At 44.2% G+C, this 14,179-nt stretch carries 18 protein-coding genes and 1 other annotated feature; of the genes, 14 read left to right on the top strand and 4 right to left on the bottom strand.

Annotated features, from left to right (window positions below):
* The first annotated feature begins 22 nt into the window (after window positions 1–22).
* The 8 genes from KNO68_RS03760 to KNO68_RS03795 all read left to right on the top strand — a co-directional run bounded on the left by KNO68_RS03760 (window position 23) and on the right by KNO68_RS03795 (window position 5,809).
* The gene (locus KNO68_RS03760; RefSeq protein ID WP_215112060.1) at window positions 23–883 is read left to right on the top strand and encodes an ABC transporter permease subunit; all 861 of its coding nucleotides are present in this window, start codon (window positions 23–25) and stop codon (window positions 881–883) included.
* Window positions 883–1,926, top strand: a complete 1,044-nt coding sequence (locus KNO68_RS03765) for an ABC transporter permease (RefSeq protein WP_211781230.1) — start codon at window positions 883–885, stop codon at window positions 1,924–1,926. Before KNO68_RS03760 ends, KNO68_RS03765 begins: the two co-directional genes overlap by 1 nt.
* A 99-nt stretch (window positions 1,927–2,025) precedes the next feature.
* Entirely contained in the window at window positions 2,026–2,952 is a 927-nt protein-coding gene (locus KNO68_RS03770; RefSeq protein WP_215112061.1) for an NAD(P)-dependent alcohol dehydrogenase, read from the top strand.
* 102 nt (window positions 2,953–3,054) lie between these two features.
* On the top strand, window positions 3,055–3,696 hold the full coding sequence (locus KNO68_RS03775; RefSeq protein WP_215112062.1) for a hypothetical protein: 642 nt from the start codon (window positions 3,055–3,057) through the stop codon (window positions 3,694–3,696).
* 94 nt (window positions 3,697–3,790) lie between these two features.
* On the top strand, window positions 3,791–4,318 hold the full coding sequence (locus tag KNO68_RS03780; RefSeq protein ID WP_285222490.1) for a DUF2199 domain-containing protein: 528 nt from the start codon (window positions 3,791–3,793) through the stop codon (window positions 4,316–4,318).
* A 14-nt stretch (window positions 4,319–4,332) separates the two neighbouring features.
* The gene (locus tag KNO68_RS03785; protein WP_215112063.1) at window positions 4,333–5,088 is read left to right on the top strand and encodes a hypothetical protein; all 756 of its coding nucleotides are present in this window, start codon (window positions 4,333–4,335) and stop codon (window positions 5,086–5,088) included.
* A 32-nt stretch (window positions 5,089–5,120) separates the two neighbouring features.
* On the top strand, window positions 5,121–5,369 hold the full coding sequence (locus tag KNO68_RS03790; protein WP_215112064.1) for a VOC family protein: 249 nt from the start codon (window positions 5,121–5,123) through the stop codon (window positions 5,367–5,369).
* Window positions 5,348–5,809 carry a hypothetical protein gene (locus KNO68_RS03795; RefSeq protein ID WP_215112065.1) on the top strand — a complete coding sequence of 154 codons (462 nt, stop codon included), beginning with the start codon at window positions 5,348–5,350 and terminating at the stop codon, window positions 5,807–5,809. The genes KNO68_RS03790 and KNO68_RS03795 overlap by 22 nt, the downstream gene beginning before the upstream one ends.
* A gap of 21 nt (window positions 5,810–5,830) precedes the next feature.
* Here the strand turns inward: KNO68_RS03795 and KNO68_RS03800 are convergent, their stop codons facing one another.
* Window positions 5,831–6,640, bottom strand: a complete 810-nt coding sequence (locus KNO68_RS03800; protein WP_215112066.1) for a GGDEF domain-containing protein — start codon at window positions 6,638–6,640, stop codon at window positions 5,831–5,833.
* A 217-nt stretch (window positions 6,641–6,857) separates the two neighbouring features.
* Between KNO68_RS03800 and KNO68_RS03805 the strand changes: the two genes are divergently transcribed.
* The gene (locus KNO68_RS03805; protein ID WP_215112067.1) at window positions 6,858–7,403 is read left to right on the top strand and encodes a Rossmann-fold NAD(P)-binding domain-containing protein; all 546 of its coding nucleotides are present in this window, start codon (window positions 6,858–6,860) and stop codon (window positions 7,401–7,403) included.
* Between the two features lie 111 nt (window positions 7,404–7,514).
* Window positions 7,515–8,240 (top strand): MerR family transcriptional regulator, encoded by a 726-nt coding sequence (locus KNO68_RS03810; RefSeq protein ID WP_215112068.1) that lies wholly within the window; start codon window positions 7,515–7,517, stop codon window positions 8,238–8,240.
* Between the two features lie 5 nt (window positions 8,241–8,245).
* Here the strand turns inward: KNO68_RS03810 and KNO68_RS03815 are convergent, their stop codons facing one another.
* Complete coding sequence (locus KNO68_RS03815) at window positions 8,246–8,947, bottom strand: CPBP family intramembrane glutamic endopeptidase (protein WP_215112069.1); 702 nt, start codon at window positions 8,945–8,947, stop codon at window positions 8,246–8,248.
* A 120-nt stretch (window positions 8,948–9,067) separates the two neighbouring features.
* Between KNO68_RS03815 and KNO68_RS03820 the strand changes: the two genes are divergently transcribed.
* Both KNO68_RS03820 and KNO68_RS03825 read left to right on the top strand, forming a co-directional pair.
* Complete coding sequence (locus KNO68_RS03820; protein WP_215112070.1) at window positions 9,068–9,424, top strand: NUDIX domain-containing protein; 357 nt, start codon at window positions 9,068–9,070, stop codon at window positions 9,422–9,424.
* Window positions 9,421–10,338, top strand: coding sequence for an alpha/beta fold hydrolase (locus tag KNO68_RS03825; RefSeq protein WP_214812539.1), 918 nt, complete (start codon window positions 9,421–9,423; stop codon window positions 10,336–10,338). The genes KNO68_RS03820 and KNO68_RS03825 overlap by 4 nt, the downstream gene beginning before the upstream one ends.
* 1 nt (window position 10,339) lies before the next feature.
* On the opposite strand, the gene KNO68_RS03830 is transcribed toward KNO68_RS03825, so the two are convergent.
* A complete protein-coding gene (locus tag KNO68_RS03830) occupies window positions 10,340–11,563 on the bottom strand; it encodes an MFS transporter (RefSeq protein WP_214812541.1) in 1,224 nt (407 codons plus the stop codon).
* A 67-nt stretch (window positions 11,564–11,630) separates the two neighbouring features.
* Window positions 11,631–11,884 (bottom strand) — a binding site (T-box leader).
* A 214-nt stretch (window positions 11,885–12,098) separates the two neighbouring features.
* On the opposite strand from KNO68_RS03830, the gene KNO68_RS15085 reads away from it, so the two are divergent.
* Together KNO68_RS15085 and KNO68_RS03840 are read left to right on the top strand one after the other, a co-directional pair.
* Window positions 12,099–12,509, top strand: coding sequence for an amidase domain-containing protein (locus KNO68_RS15085; RefSeq protein ID WP_215112071.1), 411 nt, complete (start codon window positions 12,099–12,101; stop codon window positions 12,507–12,509).
* A gap of 152 nt (window positions 12,510–12,661) precedes the next feature.
* A complete protein-coding gene (locus KNO68_RS03840; RefSeq protein WP_214688764.1) occupies window positions 12,662–13,099 on the top strand; it encodes a hypothetical protein in 438 nt (145 codons plus the stop codon).
* Window positions 13,100–13,110: 11 nt separating this feature from the next.
* On the opposite strand, the gene KNO68_RS03845 is transcribed toward KNO68_RS03840, so the two are convergent.
* Window positions 13,111–13,950: an IS30 family transposase gene (locus tag KNO68_RS03845; RefSeq protein ID WP_215112072.1), complete on the bottom strand. Its 840-nt coding sequence runs from the start codon at window positions 13,948–13,950 to the stop codon at window positions 13,111–13,113.
* Window positions 13,951–14,179 lie beyond the last annotated feature (229 nt).

The raw sequence follows: 14,179 nt of genomic DNA on the forward strand, positions 1-14,179 counted from the left end.
ATCCAAAGGAGATCGAATTATTATGGCTTATATTGCAAGAAAATCTGCACATCTTGTCATCGCATGTTTTGTCTTGATCGCAATTAGTGCGTTACCGACGCTTGTCGTTCAGACCGATTTTAGTTTGACGAGTTATTGGAGCGGTATCGAGCAACAGCTGAACCAACTTCAAAAGCTTGACGAGATTACATACTACAATATCACCGCTCAAACAGACTTACCTCTTTTGCCGGAACTTGGACCCCTCGTCAAAGAGTCGGTCATCATTTTTACGACGGCGCTCGCCGTGTCGACTGCGCTTGGTCTCTTCTATGCATATTTCTATTACAGGAACGGTAGAAGGGTTCGCACCGTCCTGCACCAAACGAGTCAGACACTCGAGATGGTACCAGATTTATTCTGGTTAATTTTTTCTCAATTTCTTGCGATTACAATCCATAAGTCGACGGGGTTCGATCGAATCGAAGTGGCCGGCGGGTTCGCAGAGTATATTCGGTTTCTCCCGATTGTCACCTTGACACTGACGACGTTGTTCTTCTTCATCAAATGGCTGACCATCCATATCCATGAACAAGAAGCCATTCCGTATCTCGAACTCGCACAAGCGAAAGGGATTCGACCGAGTGGACTGTTTTGGAAACACTTATTACCGAATATCATTTATCGGTTTTACCTCTTTTTCCGTTCGAACATCATTACCATCTTATCGACACTTTTGATTGTCGAATATCTATTTAACGTTCAAGGGTTATTCCGATTCGCCGTCTACAACCCGCAAATGGAGATCTTACTGGTCATCTTATTCGTCATCTATATCCCGATTTTTCTATTGGATTTACTGATTGAATGGATTATTCCGAATGCATGGAAAGGAGGGATTTGATGCGTCGAGTATTAATGCGTGACCCAATTTTTCTCTTCTGCTTTGTCATCGTAGCGGGTCTATTGTTGATGAGTTTTGGAAATACCGTGTTTCGTGATGGGAACGTTGATCAAACCCTCATGCTCTACTCTGATGAAGGGAGACTCATCGGAATCCCACCATTAGAACCGTCAAAATATCAATGGCTCGGGACGGACAATGCGGGATATGATTTATTCCAAATGCTCGTGGAAGGATTTAAGTGGACCGTTGGCATCTGTGCGCTCGTCGCATTCGGACGGATGGTCATCGGATTATTGATTGGCATTCCCCTTGCTTTCAGGGGAACTCGCTTAAATCAATTCTTTAAAACGCTATTGGACGGCTTTTTGATACTGCCGATTTCATTAATTGCATTGATGATGTTAGTAGGAACACTGACATTCTATGATTCGACACAGGTGCCTCCATTATGGGATCGAGTAAAGATTGAACTAATCGTCTTAGTCGTTCTCGGATTACCGGCCGTCACGTTATACCTCATCACAGAGATTCGCCAATTGCTTCAACAAGAGTTCATGATTGTGGCTCAGACGCTTGGTGGCAGTGTCTGGCATCGTGTGAGATTGCACCTTTTCCCGCATCTCGTCCCAACCCTCGTGATCGTCTTCATGCAACAGTTTGTTCAGACGCTCATGTTGCTCATTCATCTCTCACTGTTTGGGATTTTCTTCGGAGGAACGGTCATGTTACATGAAGGGATTATGCCGACCGTCTATGAGTGGTCTTCGATGTTCGGGTATTATTTCAGACAGTTCACTGCGATGACATGGATGACGAATCACTTGTTTCTCGTCCCGGCCATGTCACTTGCTGCGCTCATCTTTATTTTCAACTTGTTGACGAGCCGTCTCGAGCGAGCATTTAAACTCAGACGTCAAGAACCGGTGGTGACCGAGGCAAGTCTAGCACAATCGGAAGCCGCAGCTGCTTCCCTTTCGAATCCGTTCACCCTTGTTGATTCGACTGTGTCATTAAGGAAGGAACCGGATGATATCGTATGATATGATCCGGTTTTTCTATGTCGAATGGACTGAACGGTCTTGTTTGAGGGAACGTGTATAACAGATTGAGGTGACAATTCATGAATGGAGTGAATCGATATGAAAGCTGCGATTTGTACCACGTATGGGCCACCGGAAGTACTCGTCATTCAAGAAGTGCATCAACCGAAGCCGAAAAGCAATGAGATCCTGATTCAAGTCCATGCATCGGCCGTCCACTCGGGTGACCGACGCCTCCGCGCACTAGACGTTCCAGCATTAGGAAAACTACCGATGCGATTAGTTGTTGGTTTTAAGGCACCACGTCAACCGATTCTCGGTGTCGTGTTGGCAGGTACCGTCGTAGAAACAGGCAACAGTGTGAAAAACTTTCAGGTCGGAGAAAACGTCTATGCCCTTACTGGGATGCGTTTTGGTGGTTATGCGGAGTTTGCATGCGTGAACGAATCGAAATGTGTGTTTCAGATGCCGGCCCATGCCAGCTTTATCGAGGCAGCGGCGCTACCATTTGGTGGGACGACTGCACTACATTTTTTACGGAAGGCACGTATCGAGCGAGCGACGAACGTTCTCATTTATGGTGGAGCGGGTGCTGTCGGTTCGACAGCCGTACAGATAGCGAAGCACTACGGCGTTCATGTGACTGCGGTCTGCCATGAACGGAATATCGAGCTCGTGAAGCGGCTCGGGGCAGATGTAGTCGTGGACTATTCGAGAGAAGGATATGACCGTGATTTGGGTACGTATGATGCCGTCTTTGACGCTTCGGGGAAAATTGATAAACGACTAGCCAAAACGCACGTGGCAGAGAACGGGGCGTTCAGTTCCGTCGCGGGACAGGGACCGGCGAGCGAACGAAAAGAGGATTTGATGTTCTTAAACGAACTGTTTGAAGCAGGAGAGCTACAACCCGTCATTGATTCAGTTTATTCGCTAGATGAGATTGTCGAGGCACACCGATACGTCGATCAAGGGACAAAGGTTGGGAATGTAGTGGTGAAAATCAATGAAGAATCAATCAGATGATAGATGGTAATATAGAGAGAAGTATCAAATTTTTTCGTGAGGTGTGGTCGAGAACCTCACTTACATACCAACTAGACGAATCATGAGAGCGGGCAAGTAGAGATGAATATATTGATCGGACAACCGAAGATGGAAAAAGATCTTATGCAACTGAAGGGAGAGATTGAGTCGAACCCTACGGTGGACTTGATTCTCTATCCAGAGGGATATTGTACATATAGAGAATTGGATGAGCTGAGTGATTTAGCAATCCAATTCGACACAACGATTGTTTTAGGGTATCGAGATGACACGAATAGAGACCGGGTCCTCATTGTAAATAAGAATGGCGAGACGTTGTTAACGCGACGGAAAACGCCTGAAAATGAGGGCTTGTACATGCCATCAAGTGCCACAGATGGAGCAGAAGAATACGGATATTTACTGTGCAGGGAGATTTTTATGGGGGTTGAAGGATTGAAGGGTCATGAACATCTGACGATCATATTCACTCCAATCGGGGTCGGGATGTTTAGTGAGGAACAATTCACGGAGTGGTCGGAAGAAGCGAGAAAGATTGCGATGGAACGAAAAGCGATGATTATCGGAACGAGTCACGCGGATGGATCGTATCGAAATTGTGGAATCTCGATTCCGATCGCATATTGCTTTGATGAAAATGGAGAAGAAGTGTTTTTATCGAAAAATGATACGCGGACGCGAGTGTTAGAGACTGATTCAAGGGTTACTTCATTCGTCTTGTAAACCGTGATTTTCTACAAAAAAAATAAATACGTGTAGAATGAATTATTTTATTTCACATACCATTAATTAAACTTAAATCAGAAAGCCAGTACTTATGAGATACCTTTTCAAACGAAAACACAAGAGTGATTGCAACTGCTCGATATGTGGCACGAGTATAGAACATAGAGTCGGTTTTGGATCGATCATGCCATCAGTGTTAGACGGCCTATCGAAACGGGAGATGAAGAAGCGCGTCATTTTGACAGATGATATTTGCGTCCTCGATGAAGCTCATTTCTTTATCAACGGATGCCTCGAACTCCCGATCATTGGAGAAGACAATCCTTTCATCTGGAGTGTCTGGGTATCACTCAGTCCGGATAACTTTTTCAAAGTCATCGATTTATGGGATGAACCAGCTCGTGTAGACCTCGGCCCGATGTTCGGCTGGTTATCGACGGATCTTCCCATCTATCCAGATACCATCAATCTAAAGACAAACGTACATATGCGTGGAGTCGGACTACGTCCATTGATTGAACTCGAACCAACAAATCATCCTCTTGCAATGGAGCAGCGGAATGGTATCACAAGGTCGCGGGTCGATGATCTATTCCGACTCGTTGAACGTAGCGGATAAAGGAGGAAATCTGGGTGAGTCAATTAAAGTCATCTTTGATTTTCGATTTGTACTCAGGAAATCAAGCGCTCACTTCGGTTCAGCAGAAGATGTTGGAGCGAATCGAGTCACTTGTTCACGACAAACGATTCAAAGAACTTGAACAATTCATGCGCGACACTCCGGACATCGAGCAGCTGTTAATTGACTATGTGCTGCTCGATCCGACCGAATCATATCGCTGGGATTTGCTTATTGGTTACGAACGGTTGGATCGGATTGAAGATTATGATCGAGTGAATGCATTTTGCCGAACCGCCTTTTCATACCATCCAGATAAACCCTTCTATTTTGCCTTGGCATTATATGATTTGGGATGGAATGATTTTGAGATAGACGAGGAAATCATTGAAGTTGCGAATCGATTGATTGAAGTAGCAACACCTGAAGTTTCTGCATTGATTTGTCTAAGCGTTTCAAAGGTGCTACGACATAAAGAGCGCGAGTATCTTCAAATGGCAATTGAGCGATGTCCGTGGGCAGTACATCCATATTTTTCTCTAGGTGAGCATTACAGCCGGTATAATTCGAGATTGGCTAAAACCTATACGGAGAAGGGTGTGGCTCAATTGACTGTGAATTTTGATGATTCAGGCAAGAGTCACGTAGCGTTAAAGACTGGTTTCAATCCGATTACGTGGAAAGAAGATTGTTGCACTGATTTACTAGGGATGAATATGAATTGGTCAGAATACCAAAAATACAAACGAGCCATCAAGTCACATAGGTAAGCAAGAACATGAGGGATACGAGGAGGGATTTTATGAGAATTACAGAAGCCACACTCTACACGAACCGACTTGACGAAATGAAACGTTTCTATACGGAACGACTTGGATTATCAGTCAGTGAAGAAGACCTGACCAGTTTTCGAATCAATCTAGGTGAAGATGCGTTGGTATTTCAAGAGGCTAAAACGGAGCAAGAGCGACAATACCATACGCTATCAATATTCCGGCTAATCGATTCAAAGAAGCAAAAGAATGGATCATGTCACGTGTCCCGCTTTTGACCGAAGACGGGGAGGACGAAATCTATTTTGAGGGGATCGATGCATCATCGCATTATTTTTACGACGCGGATGAGAACATCGTCGAGTTGATTGCTCGACATTCGATTAATCCGGAAAGTAACATCGAATCTTTTTCGTCAAATGAGTTTCTTGGAATCGGCGAGATGAGTTTGACGGTAGAAGACCCGTCTCTCGTCGCACAGGAGCTTGAAACAATTGGAGTAAGACGGAGGGATGGAAACTCAATTGACCCTCGTCATTTGAACTTCATAGGTCCTCCAAATCACAATACTTACATTCTCCTCGTACCTCGAGGGCGTGTTTGGCTCTTCTCACCAAAACTGTCGATTCCGAGCCCGATTCAGATGGTACTTGATCAACAATATATCGTCGAAATGGATGAGAAACACGAATTTCATATTCACTCCATCAAAAAATGAGTTCACGAATGAACTCATTTTTTAGTCTTTAGATTCTATATACCGATGAATTTCTTCTAATCGAATGGATGCGTTCTCTAAGTTCACTTCAAACGATTTGTCTGAGCATTCAACTGTGAGCGAATCTCCGCTCTGACGTGAATACTCTAGGAGTAGTGGTCTGATTCGTTCATGTACAATTTGTGCATTTTCGATTGACGTTTGAGGGAAAATCATAGCGAATGTGTCTTGCGCAACTCGATATTTCTTGTCTGTTCGTCGAGTCGCTTCGTGAAGTTCATCACTAAAGTAGTTCAAGAACCATTCATACTCGGATGAACCATACCGTTTTTCAAAATCATCAAGAATCGGTAATGTGATGAATGACACCACATACGTTTCCCCGTGGCGAATCAACCGATTCCGTTCAGCCTCTACATCCATCAAAAACCGATCTCGGTTATCAAAACCAGTCTCTGGGTCGACCGCAATTAACTGACTGACCCTCGCTTCCGCAACCTTTAGTGCAAACTGGGCATGAAACAGCTTGACTTGGAGCCAGTAAGACAACCCCGTCAAAATCGCTAATAGTAATAAAATATATAGTTGCGCAGTAGCGGCAGTCTCATACACAGGCATCGTGATTAAAAAGTAAGCAGCGAATCCTAACAGAATGAGTACACCAGACCCGCGATGAATGAGCAACGTTGAAAGATAAAGAATCGGAATACAGATCATCCACCAAACAGGTAGATGATTCATGATCAGCACAGAGGAAAATAGAATACTACATGCCAACGATACAACGATGAGTGCGATCAGTTGTAGTGAAATCGTTGTCCAGAGTCTCATAGGTATCCTCCTCTTAAAAGAAATAAATTGAAATCGTTACACTATTATCCATTTTCCGAAATAGTGATTGTTCAAACCGATTCGAACACTTGATTCATTATAAGTGATTCACTCGAGTATGAAAGGCTTATTTTTGAAAAGACGTGAATGTTTCCGAACACTTCTATAGGAAAAGAAGAATGAATGATTGGTGTATAATGGAAAATGAGGTGGTGGCATGAATCGAAAACATATATTGATTGTCGGAGGGACAGGGATGTTGGCCGAACTCACATCTTATTTAGCGATTGAACAGGATGTCACGATCATTGGACGAGATAAAGAAAAAATGGCAAACATTGTACAACGAAATCCTGAAACGTGTCATCCACTGATTGTTGACTATCTCGAAGAGGAAGCACTTTCTAACGCACTACAGCGAGGAGTGAAACAAAGAGGTCCGTTTGATCGAGTCATCGCCTGGGTGCATCGAGGCTCAGGGAGAGCGATGCAACTCATTTTGGATCATTCGGAAAATTCAGAGGTGATACATATTTTAGGTAGCCGGGCGAATCCGGAATATGAGAAGAATTGTCTATGTTTCAATGCACAACAAACATATCGACAAGTCCAATTAGGGGAAATGCATGAGATGGCATCTGTCCGTTGGTTGACACACGATGAGATTGTGGAAGGGGTTCTCGATGCTATGCAGAACCAAGACGACTATCGATTGATTGGTACACGAAAGGATGACGTAAATGTTCACACGAGAAATGATTAGCGAATGGATGGGGATGTACCACGAATTTTATTTTCAGATTAGGATGAAGGGATTTATCAGTTCAAAAGATATTCATACATACACGTCATATGTAGTTAGGAGGGTCAAAAATTGACCAAACACTATTCAACGGGAGAGGTCGCAAGAAAACTGAACGTGTCTGTGCGTACGCTTCGATACTATGACCAAATCAATTTGGTCACCCCCTCGTATACGAACGATGTACAGAAACGATTTTATAGTGATGACGAAATGTTTCGACTTCAAAAAATCATGCTTTTAAAATCGATGACCGTCCCGCTCGATGAGATTCGGAGAATTTTAGATGAGGAATCTCTTACAAGCATCTTGTCCGCCCATCTGTCCTCGTTAGAAGGAAAGATAGAGGAATTGAAGCAGGCGCAGAACCATACGGTCACGCTCCTTCAATCCATGAAGCTTGAAAATGAAAAAATCGATTGGACGAAACTGCAAACTATCCAAGCTAAATCAAATGACCGGAAACAATGGACGGACTATTTTACGGAAGAAGAGTCTGCTTCATTGCAAGCAAGTTTACCTAAATTAGAAGACGGTGAGCATGATACGAAAAAGTGGATCAACTTGATTCGGAGAACCGAAATTCTAATCGAACGTGGGGTCGCCCCTTCCTCAAAAGAAGCCCAAATTCTTAAAGAAGATTTGACTTGGTTAACAGACGAGACATTTGGAGACAATCAACAATTGATTGAATCATTTTGGAAGATTCGAAAATCAACTGATGCATCGAATGAATTAGGACTGTATCCAATCGATGCATCGATTCTTGCCTATATTGATTCACTATATCAAGAGTGATTCCCTCACGCCAATGCAGTCAATAGAACGGCTAGCCCATTAAAGGTTCCATGGATGAGCATGCTGGAATAGATAGAGTTGGTCCGTTCATATACCCAAGCGAATACTAGTCCCGATACAAAATTGACGAGTAACGTGTTTGTCGTCGGTAAATGAGCGAGAGTGAATATTCCAGCACTTATTATCATCCCGATCCCGACCCCAAATCGTTCTTGAAAGAAGCGGTATAAGAACCCACGATAAAAGATTTCTTCATAGATTGGTGATATGATGGCCGCCGATCCAAACGCAATTAGTATGGAGATAATCGACAAGTCACTTTGCAAACTCTCTGTTTTTGTATTCGACGTACCGATGCCGAAATATGATTGGACTACGACGATGATGATACTGAGTACAATTAACACAATTGTCCATAGAAAGATCATCCCCGAGTCTTTCCATGAGATGCGGCGAAGTCCTAACGTTTCGAGCGATAAGGTCCGAGGACGTATCGCGACGAGATAGAGGACGGTCATAAATATTATGGCTAATAACAGGCCGATACTTGTTCCTGAATAGAGGGTGTTTCCCCATGACCGCTCTAAAAAGTTGTGTAAGTGTTGCTCGATGAGTAGAGGCGTCACTCCGAATAGAAGAACCATCGTAATTGCAAACTGATTCCATGTCCAAATGGGAGTTGTTTTCTTTTGCATTTGATTCAACATCGTATTTCCTCCTTATGTGGTTGTAGCCCCATCATATCGGGTGACGTAACGTCACCTGCAAGCAGAAAAATGAAAAGGGGGAAATAAGACTATGAAACAGTGGATTGGATCAGCTGCTTTATGCATCAACGAAGAAAAAAAGTCTTGTTCGTAAAGAATCGTGACGTACAACAATGGAGTTTACCATCAGGCGGTCTAGAAGAAGGAGAAACGCCGGAACAATGTTGCCAGCGTGAAGTGTTCGAAGAAACGGGCTATCGCATTTCGATTAATCAAAGATTACATATCAAACGAGCCATCATCTCAAGTTATCAAGTCGAAACGCACTATTTTTTGGCAACGTGTAAGGAGCGGTTGGCGACCGCAACTATCGACTCGGACATCGATAAAGTCGATTGGTGGTCGAACCATGAAATAGAGCGATTGGAACTTGCATTTCCAGAGGATTTTGAGCTGATTAAACAGTGGAGTGTATGAATAGAGTGATTGAAGTCAATGGATATCACATGGAATATCGATTATTCGGTTCCGGGGAACGCCTCATCGTTGTGATGACAGGAATGGGAGGTTCATTCGAAGAGTGGGTTTCTCTTTCTGAACAATTAAGCGAGTCGTATCAAGTATTGCTTTATCATCGCTCAGGTTATGGTGAGAGCGAGATAAATATGCGCTCGAGTCGAACGTCATCTCATCTTCTTGAATGTACAGAATTGTTGGATGCCCTTCAGCTAAAACAACCAATCATATTAGTCGGTCATTCTTACGGAGGTCTGTGCGCGCAACACATGGCCAAACTTATTTTGGATAGAGTAGTAGGAGTCGTACTCGTTGATTCCACTTCCCATAACCTTTCAATATTAGATGAGTTAGAAACGCCTATAATGGATGGTCAGTATTCAGATGAAGATTGGCGGACGATGTGTCGTTCTTATTCAAATCTATCGAAAGAAGAATTAGAGCGACTCCATCAGCCAGAACTTTCACTCGAACAACAAGGCTTATCATCAGATGTACTCGCACGTCTCAAGCGTTTTTATCAATCTCCTCAGTTGTATAAAACGATGTTGGAAGAAGAATCGTTTTGGCATGACGATGCCTCAATCATCAAACAAATGGGTACCTTTTCATCAATCCCGTTAATTGTCATCGGTCGAGATTCTGAAGCGATGATTGAAGAAGGGATAAATGGAGGGTTACCTGAGGCTGAAATTCGCTTGCTAGAAGAGACGTGGCATGATCTGATCCATCAACAGTTGAGATTATCAAATCAATCGGAACTCATCATCGCAGAAAAGGCAGGACACCAAATTCATTTACAACGACCAGACACAATCATCGAAGCGATTCATCGAATCGAACAAGCCGGTCGCATAAAAACGACCGGCTCATGACTTAAGACACTTCTTCGATTTGATTGTGATTGAAATACTCCCGTTTCGAACGGTCGCGCATGACATGTATGGTGTAACAACCAACAAGAAAGAAGATAATCGAGAATGCGAGATAGACCGGGCGAATCCCAATCATTTCGGCAAGGAGTCCAATCCCAAACGTGAGTAGGATGACGAGTAGCGACTCTGCCACATTGATAGCGCCAGAGAACCTACCCATGATTTCGACCGGGACATGGTGTTGATAGAATGATAAGAATCCTGTATTTGCAAAGGCAAGCGCGAATGTCAGGACAAAAAATCCGATGGAAGCCATTGTGAACGAGGATGAACTTGCGAATAGGAGATAGCCGACTGGTGTCATGATCGCCCCGAATCCGATACAAAACGATAAGGACAAGCGGTGACTCCATCTTGAATTGATGAGTGATCCAAAGATGATCCCAATCCCAGCGATACTGACGAGAAACCCATATCGGCTCTCAGACAAGTGAAGAACTTGGGTCGCGAATGACGCCTCCAAGGAATCGAGCCCAGACATGAAGATGGTCATGACACAGAACAATCCATAGATGAGCGTCACGTATTTGGCATTTGATGCAAATCGTACGACCATTTTCCAATCCTCGATAATGAAACTTACAGAGAATGGTTCAATCGACGCTTCTGTTCGATGATGAGACGGAAGGCGCGACAACATACTGACCGAGACGATGAGTGCGAACGCATTCACGAAAATCGCAAATGTTGGGCTCCCGACTAGAAAGAGCAGTCCTGCAATCGTCGGACCTAGAATATACCCGGATGACTGTACAAAGTTCTTCATCGCATTGAACTTTTGTCGGTTCGAGGCAGGTACGAGTTGCGTCATGTAGACCAGACTCGATGATTCGAATAACGAGCTCATCACATTGAGAAGAAAGACGATCCCGTAGATGAGCCACAGTGAATCAATCCAGCCTAAGCTGAATACGAGGAACGCACGCAGACCATCCAGTAACATCATCAGTCGTCTCGTATCGACCCGGTCAATCAGGCTACCTGACCAAAGATTCGAGACGAGCGAGGCGAGCGGGACTAATACATAGAGAATCGAGACGGCGAAAGGGGATCTAGTCATCTCTAAGATAATCAAGTTGAGCGCAATGAAGTATATCCAGGCACCAAGGTTTGAGATTCCGACACTAACGAGCAGTAACGTAGAGGTTTTTCGAAACGAATTCAAGTCAATCACTCCTTCTATTTTTGATCACTTTCGGAACGCAAAAAAATCCCACCCCCAAGAACGAATTCTTGGGGACGAGATTCTCATCGTGGTGCCACCCCTGTTCGTCCGCACGTCACCGCACGAACCTTATTCGGTACTGCCGAATGAATCGGACTATACCTCAACTCTATAACGGGAGTTCCCGTCGCCACATCCCTCGGGGGGAGTTCCATAGCGCTGCTCAGAGGTTTGTTTCAATCAACGTTCTTTACTCCTTTTCACCAAACGGAGCTCTCTACGAAAGATTCATTGATGTACTGTTCTCTTCATCGCGTTTGTCAGATCATTTTTAAAAGGATAGCACATTATGAAAAAATTGGAAACAACAATTCATCGTATAAAAACAAAAGTTTTCCTGCATGAATGAAAAATTAAAGATATTTAGGATAATTAAAATTTAAAGGAAGATATTAAGCTTCGTGATATTGCCAATGAAGAATTTGAACAAGAATTAGAAGAACAGGAAGCGCTAAAAATTCCTCAGTTCTCCATCATGGCTACATACAACAGAACTAAAGTGGCTGATTATGCAAGGCAATATGTAACCAAAACCAATCCCAACTATAAACGTTATAATTTAAACTGTACTAATTTTGTTTCACATGCGATTCACGCTGGTGGAAAAGCGGAAGTAAAACCATCGCCTGTAAAAAATGGTATGCTTGAAACGACCACGTATTGGTTTAATGACAACTACATGGATTGCACAGGGTCTAATAGTTGCTATGTGCGAGATAAGACATCTACCTCATGGGTAAGAGTGACGGATTTCTACTCGTATTGGACAAAGAAAGGCATGAGCGCCACAACTAGTACTAACAAAAACACCATCATTAGTAATGCAAACGTTGAGATGTCATTCAATTTAAAAGTAAAAATGGATGGTTTCACTCGGTTGTCGTAAATAGAAAAGCTAATGGAACTGTATATATTTCTTCTGATACAGCCAATTATTATAACCAAGACTTCAAAAACCGAGGCAATGATTCCCTTAGTTTTAGAGTAATTAAAATTAAATAAAGTCTTATAAGGACTTTGATAATTTGAGGAGACTATATGAACTATAAAAAGATCACCTACACTATTTTATCTATTGTTTCGATCTTAGCAATCTGGATCATTTTTTCTATAAATCAACCTCCTAAATGGATCGGGAATTCTAAACAATGGGAAGCAGAATATAATAGAGAGTCGAATGCTCCAAAAGGTGACTGGACAGGTTACGTGTACTGGCTTGGTGAAAACGATGCTACATTAGTTGGGGTTGAACTCACTAAAGACGGTGAGCTGATCCATGAGCTTGAGAATACCAGCGAACACCTGACGGGGGAAAAGAATTCCACCATCTTCATTCACACTTGGGAACCAATGTTTAAAAGTGAAGATGAAAAAGTGGAATTGACTATTCAGTGGGAAGATAAAGAAGGGAACCATGAAGATACGATTGTTCTGAACCCTAAAAATCGGTATTTTGTCTTCCCTAGTTTTATTTAATAGACGGTTTGTCAAATTAAGCGCAACACTTCCACGGTGAAGGCCTCGTGTGCGGTCAGGTATTTTCTCGGCCGCCCGTTGGCGTTCTCGTTGCTCCCCCGTTGCCACGATGCGTACGGGTCGGCGAAATACATCGGTACGCTGAGCGACGCCTGGATGCGCTCGTGACCGCTGAACTCTTTGCCACGGTCCGTCGTCGCCGTCTCGAACGTGCCGTCCGGGAGGGCGCCGTGCACCGCATGGATCGCCCCCTCCATCGAGGCCGCGGTGCGGTCCGCGATCGGCAGGGCGAGATAGAACCGGCTCTTCCGCTCGATGAACGTCGCGACGCACGCCTTCGATTTCCCTCGTCCGGAGACGACGGTGTCGAGCTCCCAGTGCCCGAACGTCCGGCGCCCCCTGACCTCTGGCGGCCGTTTCGAGATGGGGAGTCCGATGTTGATGCGCCCGCGCGTCTCGGTCGGCTTTTGACGTTTCCCCTTCTGGCGGAGCACGGTCAGGGGCACGTCGATCCGTCCCGCGTAAATCCATCGGTAGATGGTGGAGAAGGCAATTTTCTCTGTGTAGAGACGGCCGACGATCTGTTCCGGGGACCAGGTCGCACGCAGCTTCTCGACGATCGTCCGGCGCATCGTGTCATCGAGTTTCGTTTTGGCGCCGCAGTTGGTCTTCGTCTTCTCGTAGCGTTTCTGGGCACGTTCAGCCACGTAGTCGGGGTTCCGTCTGATCTCCCGCGAGACGGTCGAGGGCTGTCGCCCGAGCCGTCTCGCGATGAACCGGATGGACATCCCGAGCTCCAGATAGGTCTCTATTTTCACGCGTTCCGTTGTGGTAAGGTGGGTGTAGCTCATGCGATTTCCTCCGTTTGAATGTGTGTTGTGGTGACTTCATTCTACACGAGGAGAGCGTCATGGGCTTTTTTGTGTTCACGTTTGGGTGTCGCACTTAATTTTATAATTCATCTATAATATAGAAAGCTAACGAAGAATCGAGGTGCAGTGTTGATCGACTATAAAGAGATAAAAGAGACGAACCAAGTACTTGCGACTTTTCATAAAATTGATTCCAATCAATTAGATG

This window comes from Exiguobacterium sp. s75 (assembly GCF_018617145.1).
Lineage (GTDB): Bacteria > Bacillota > Bacilli > Exiguobacteriales > Exiguobacteriaceae > Exiguobacterium > Exiguobacterium profundum.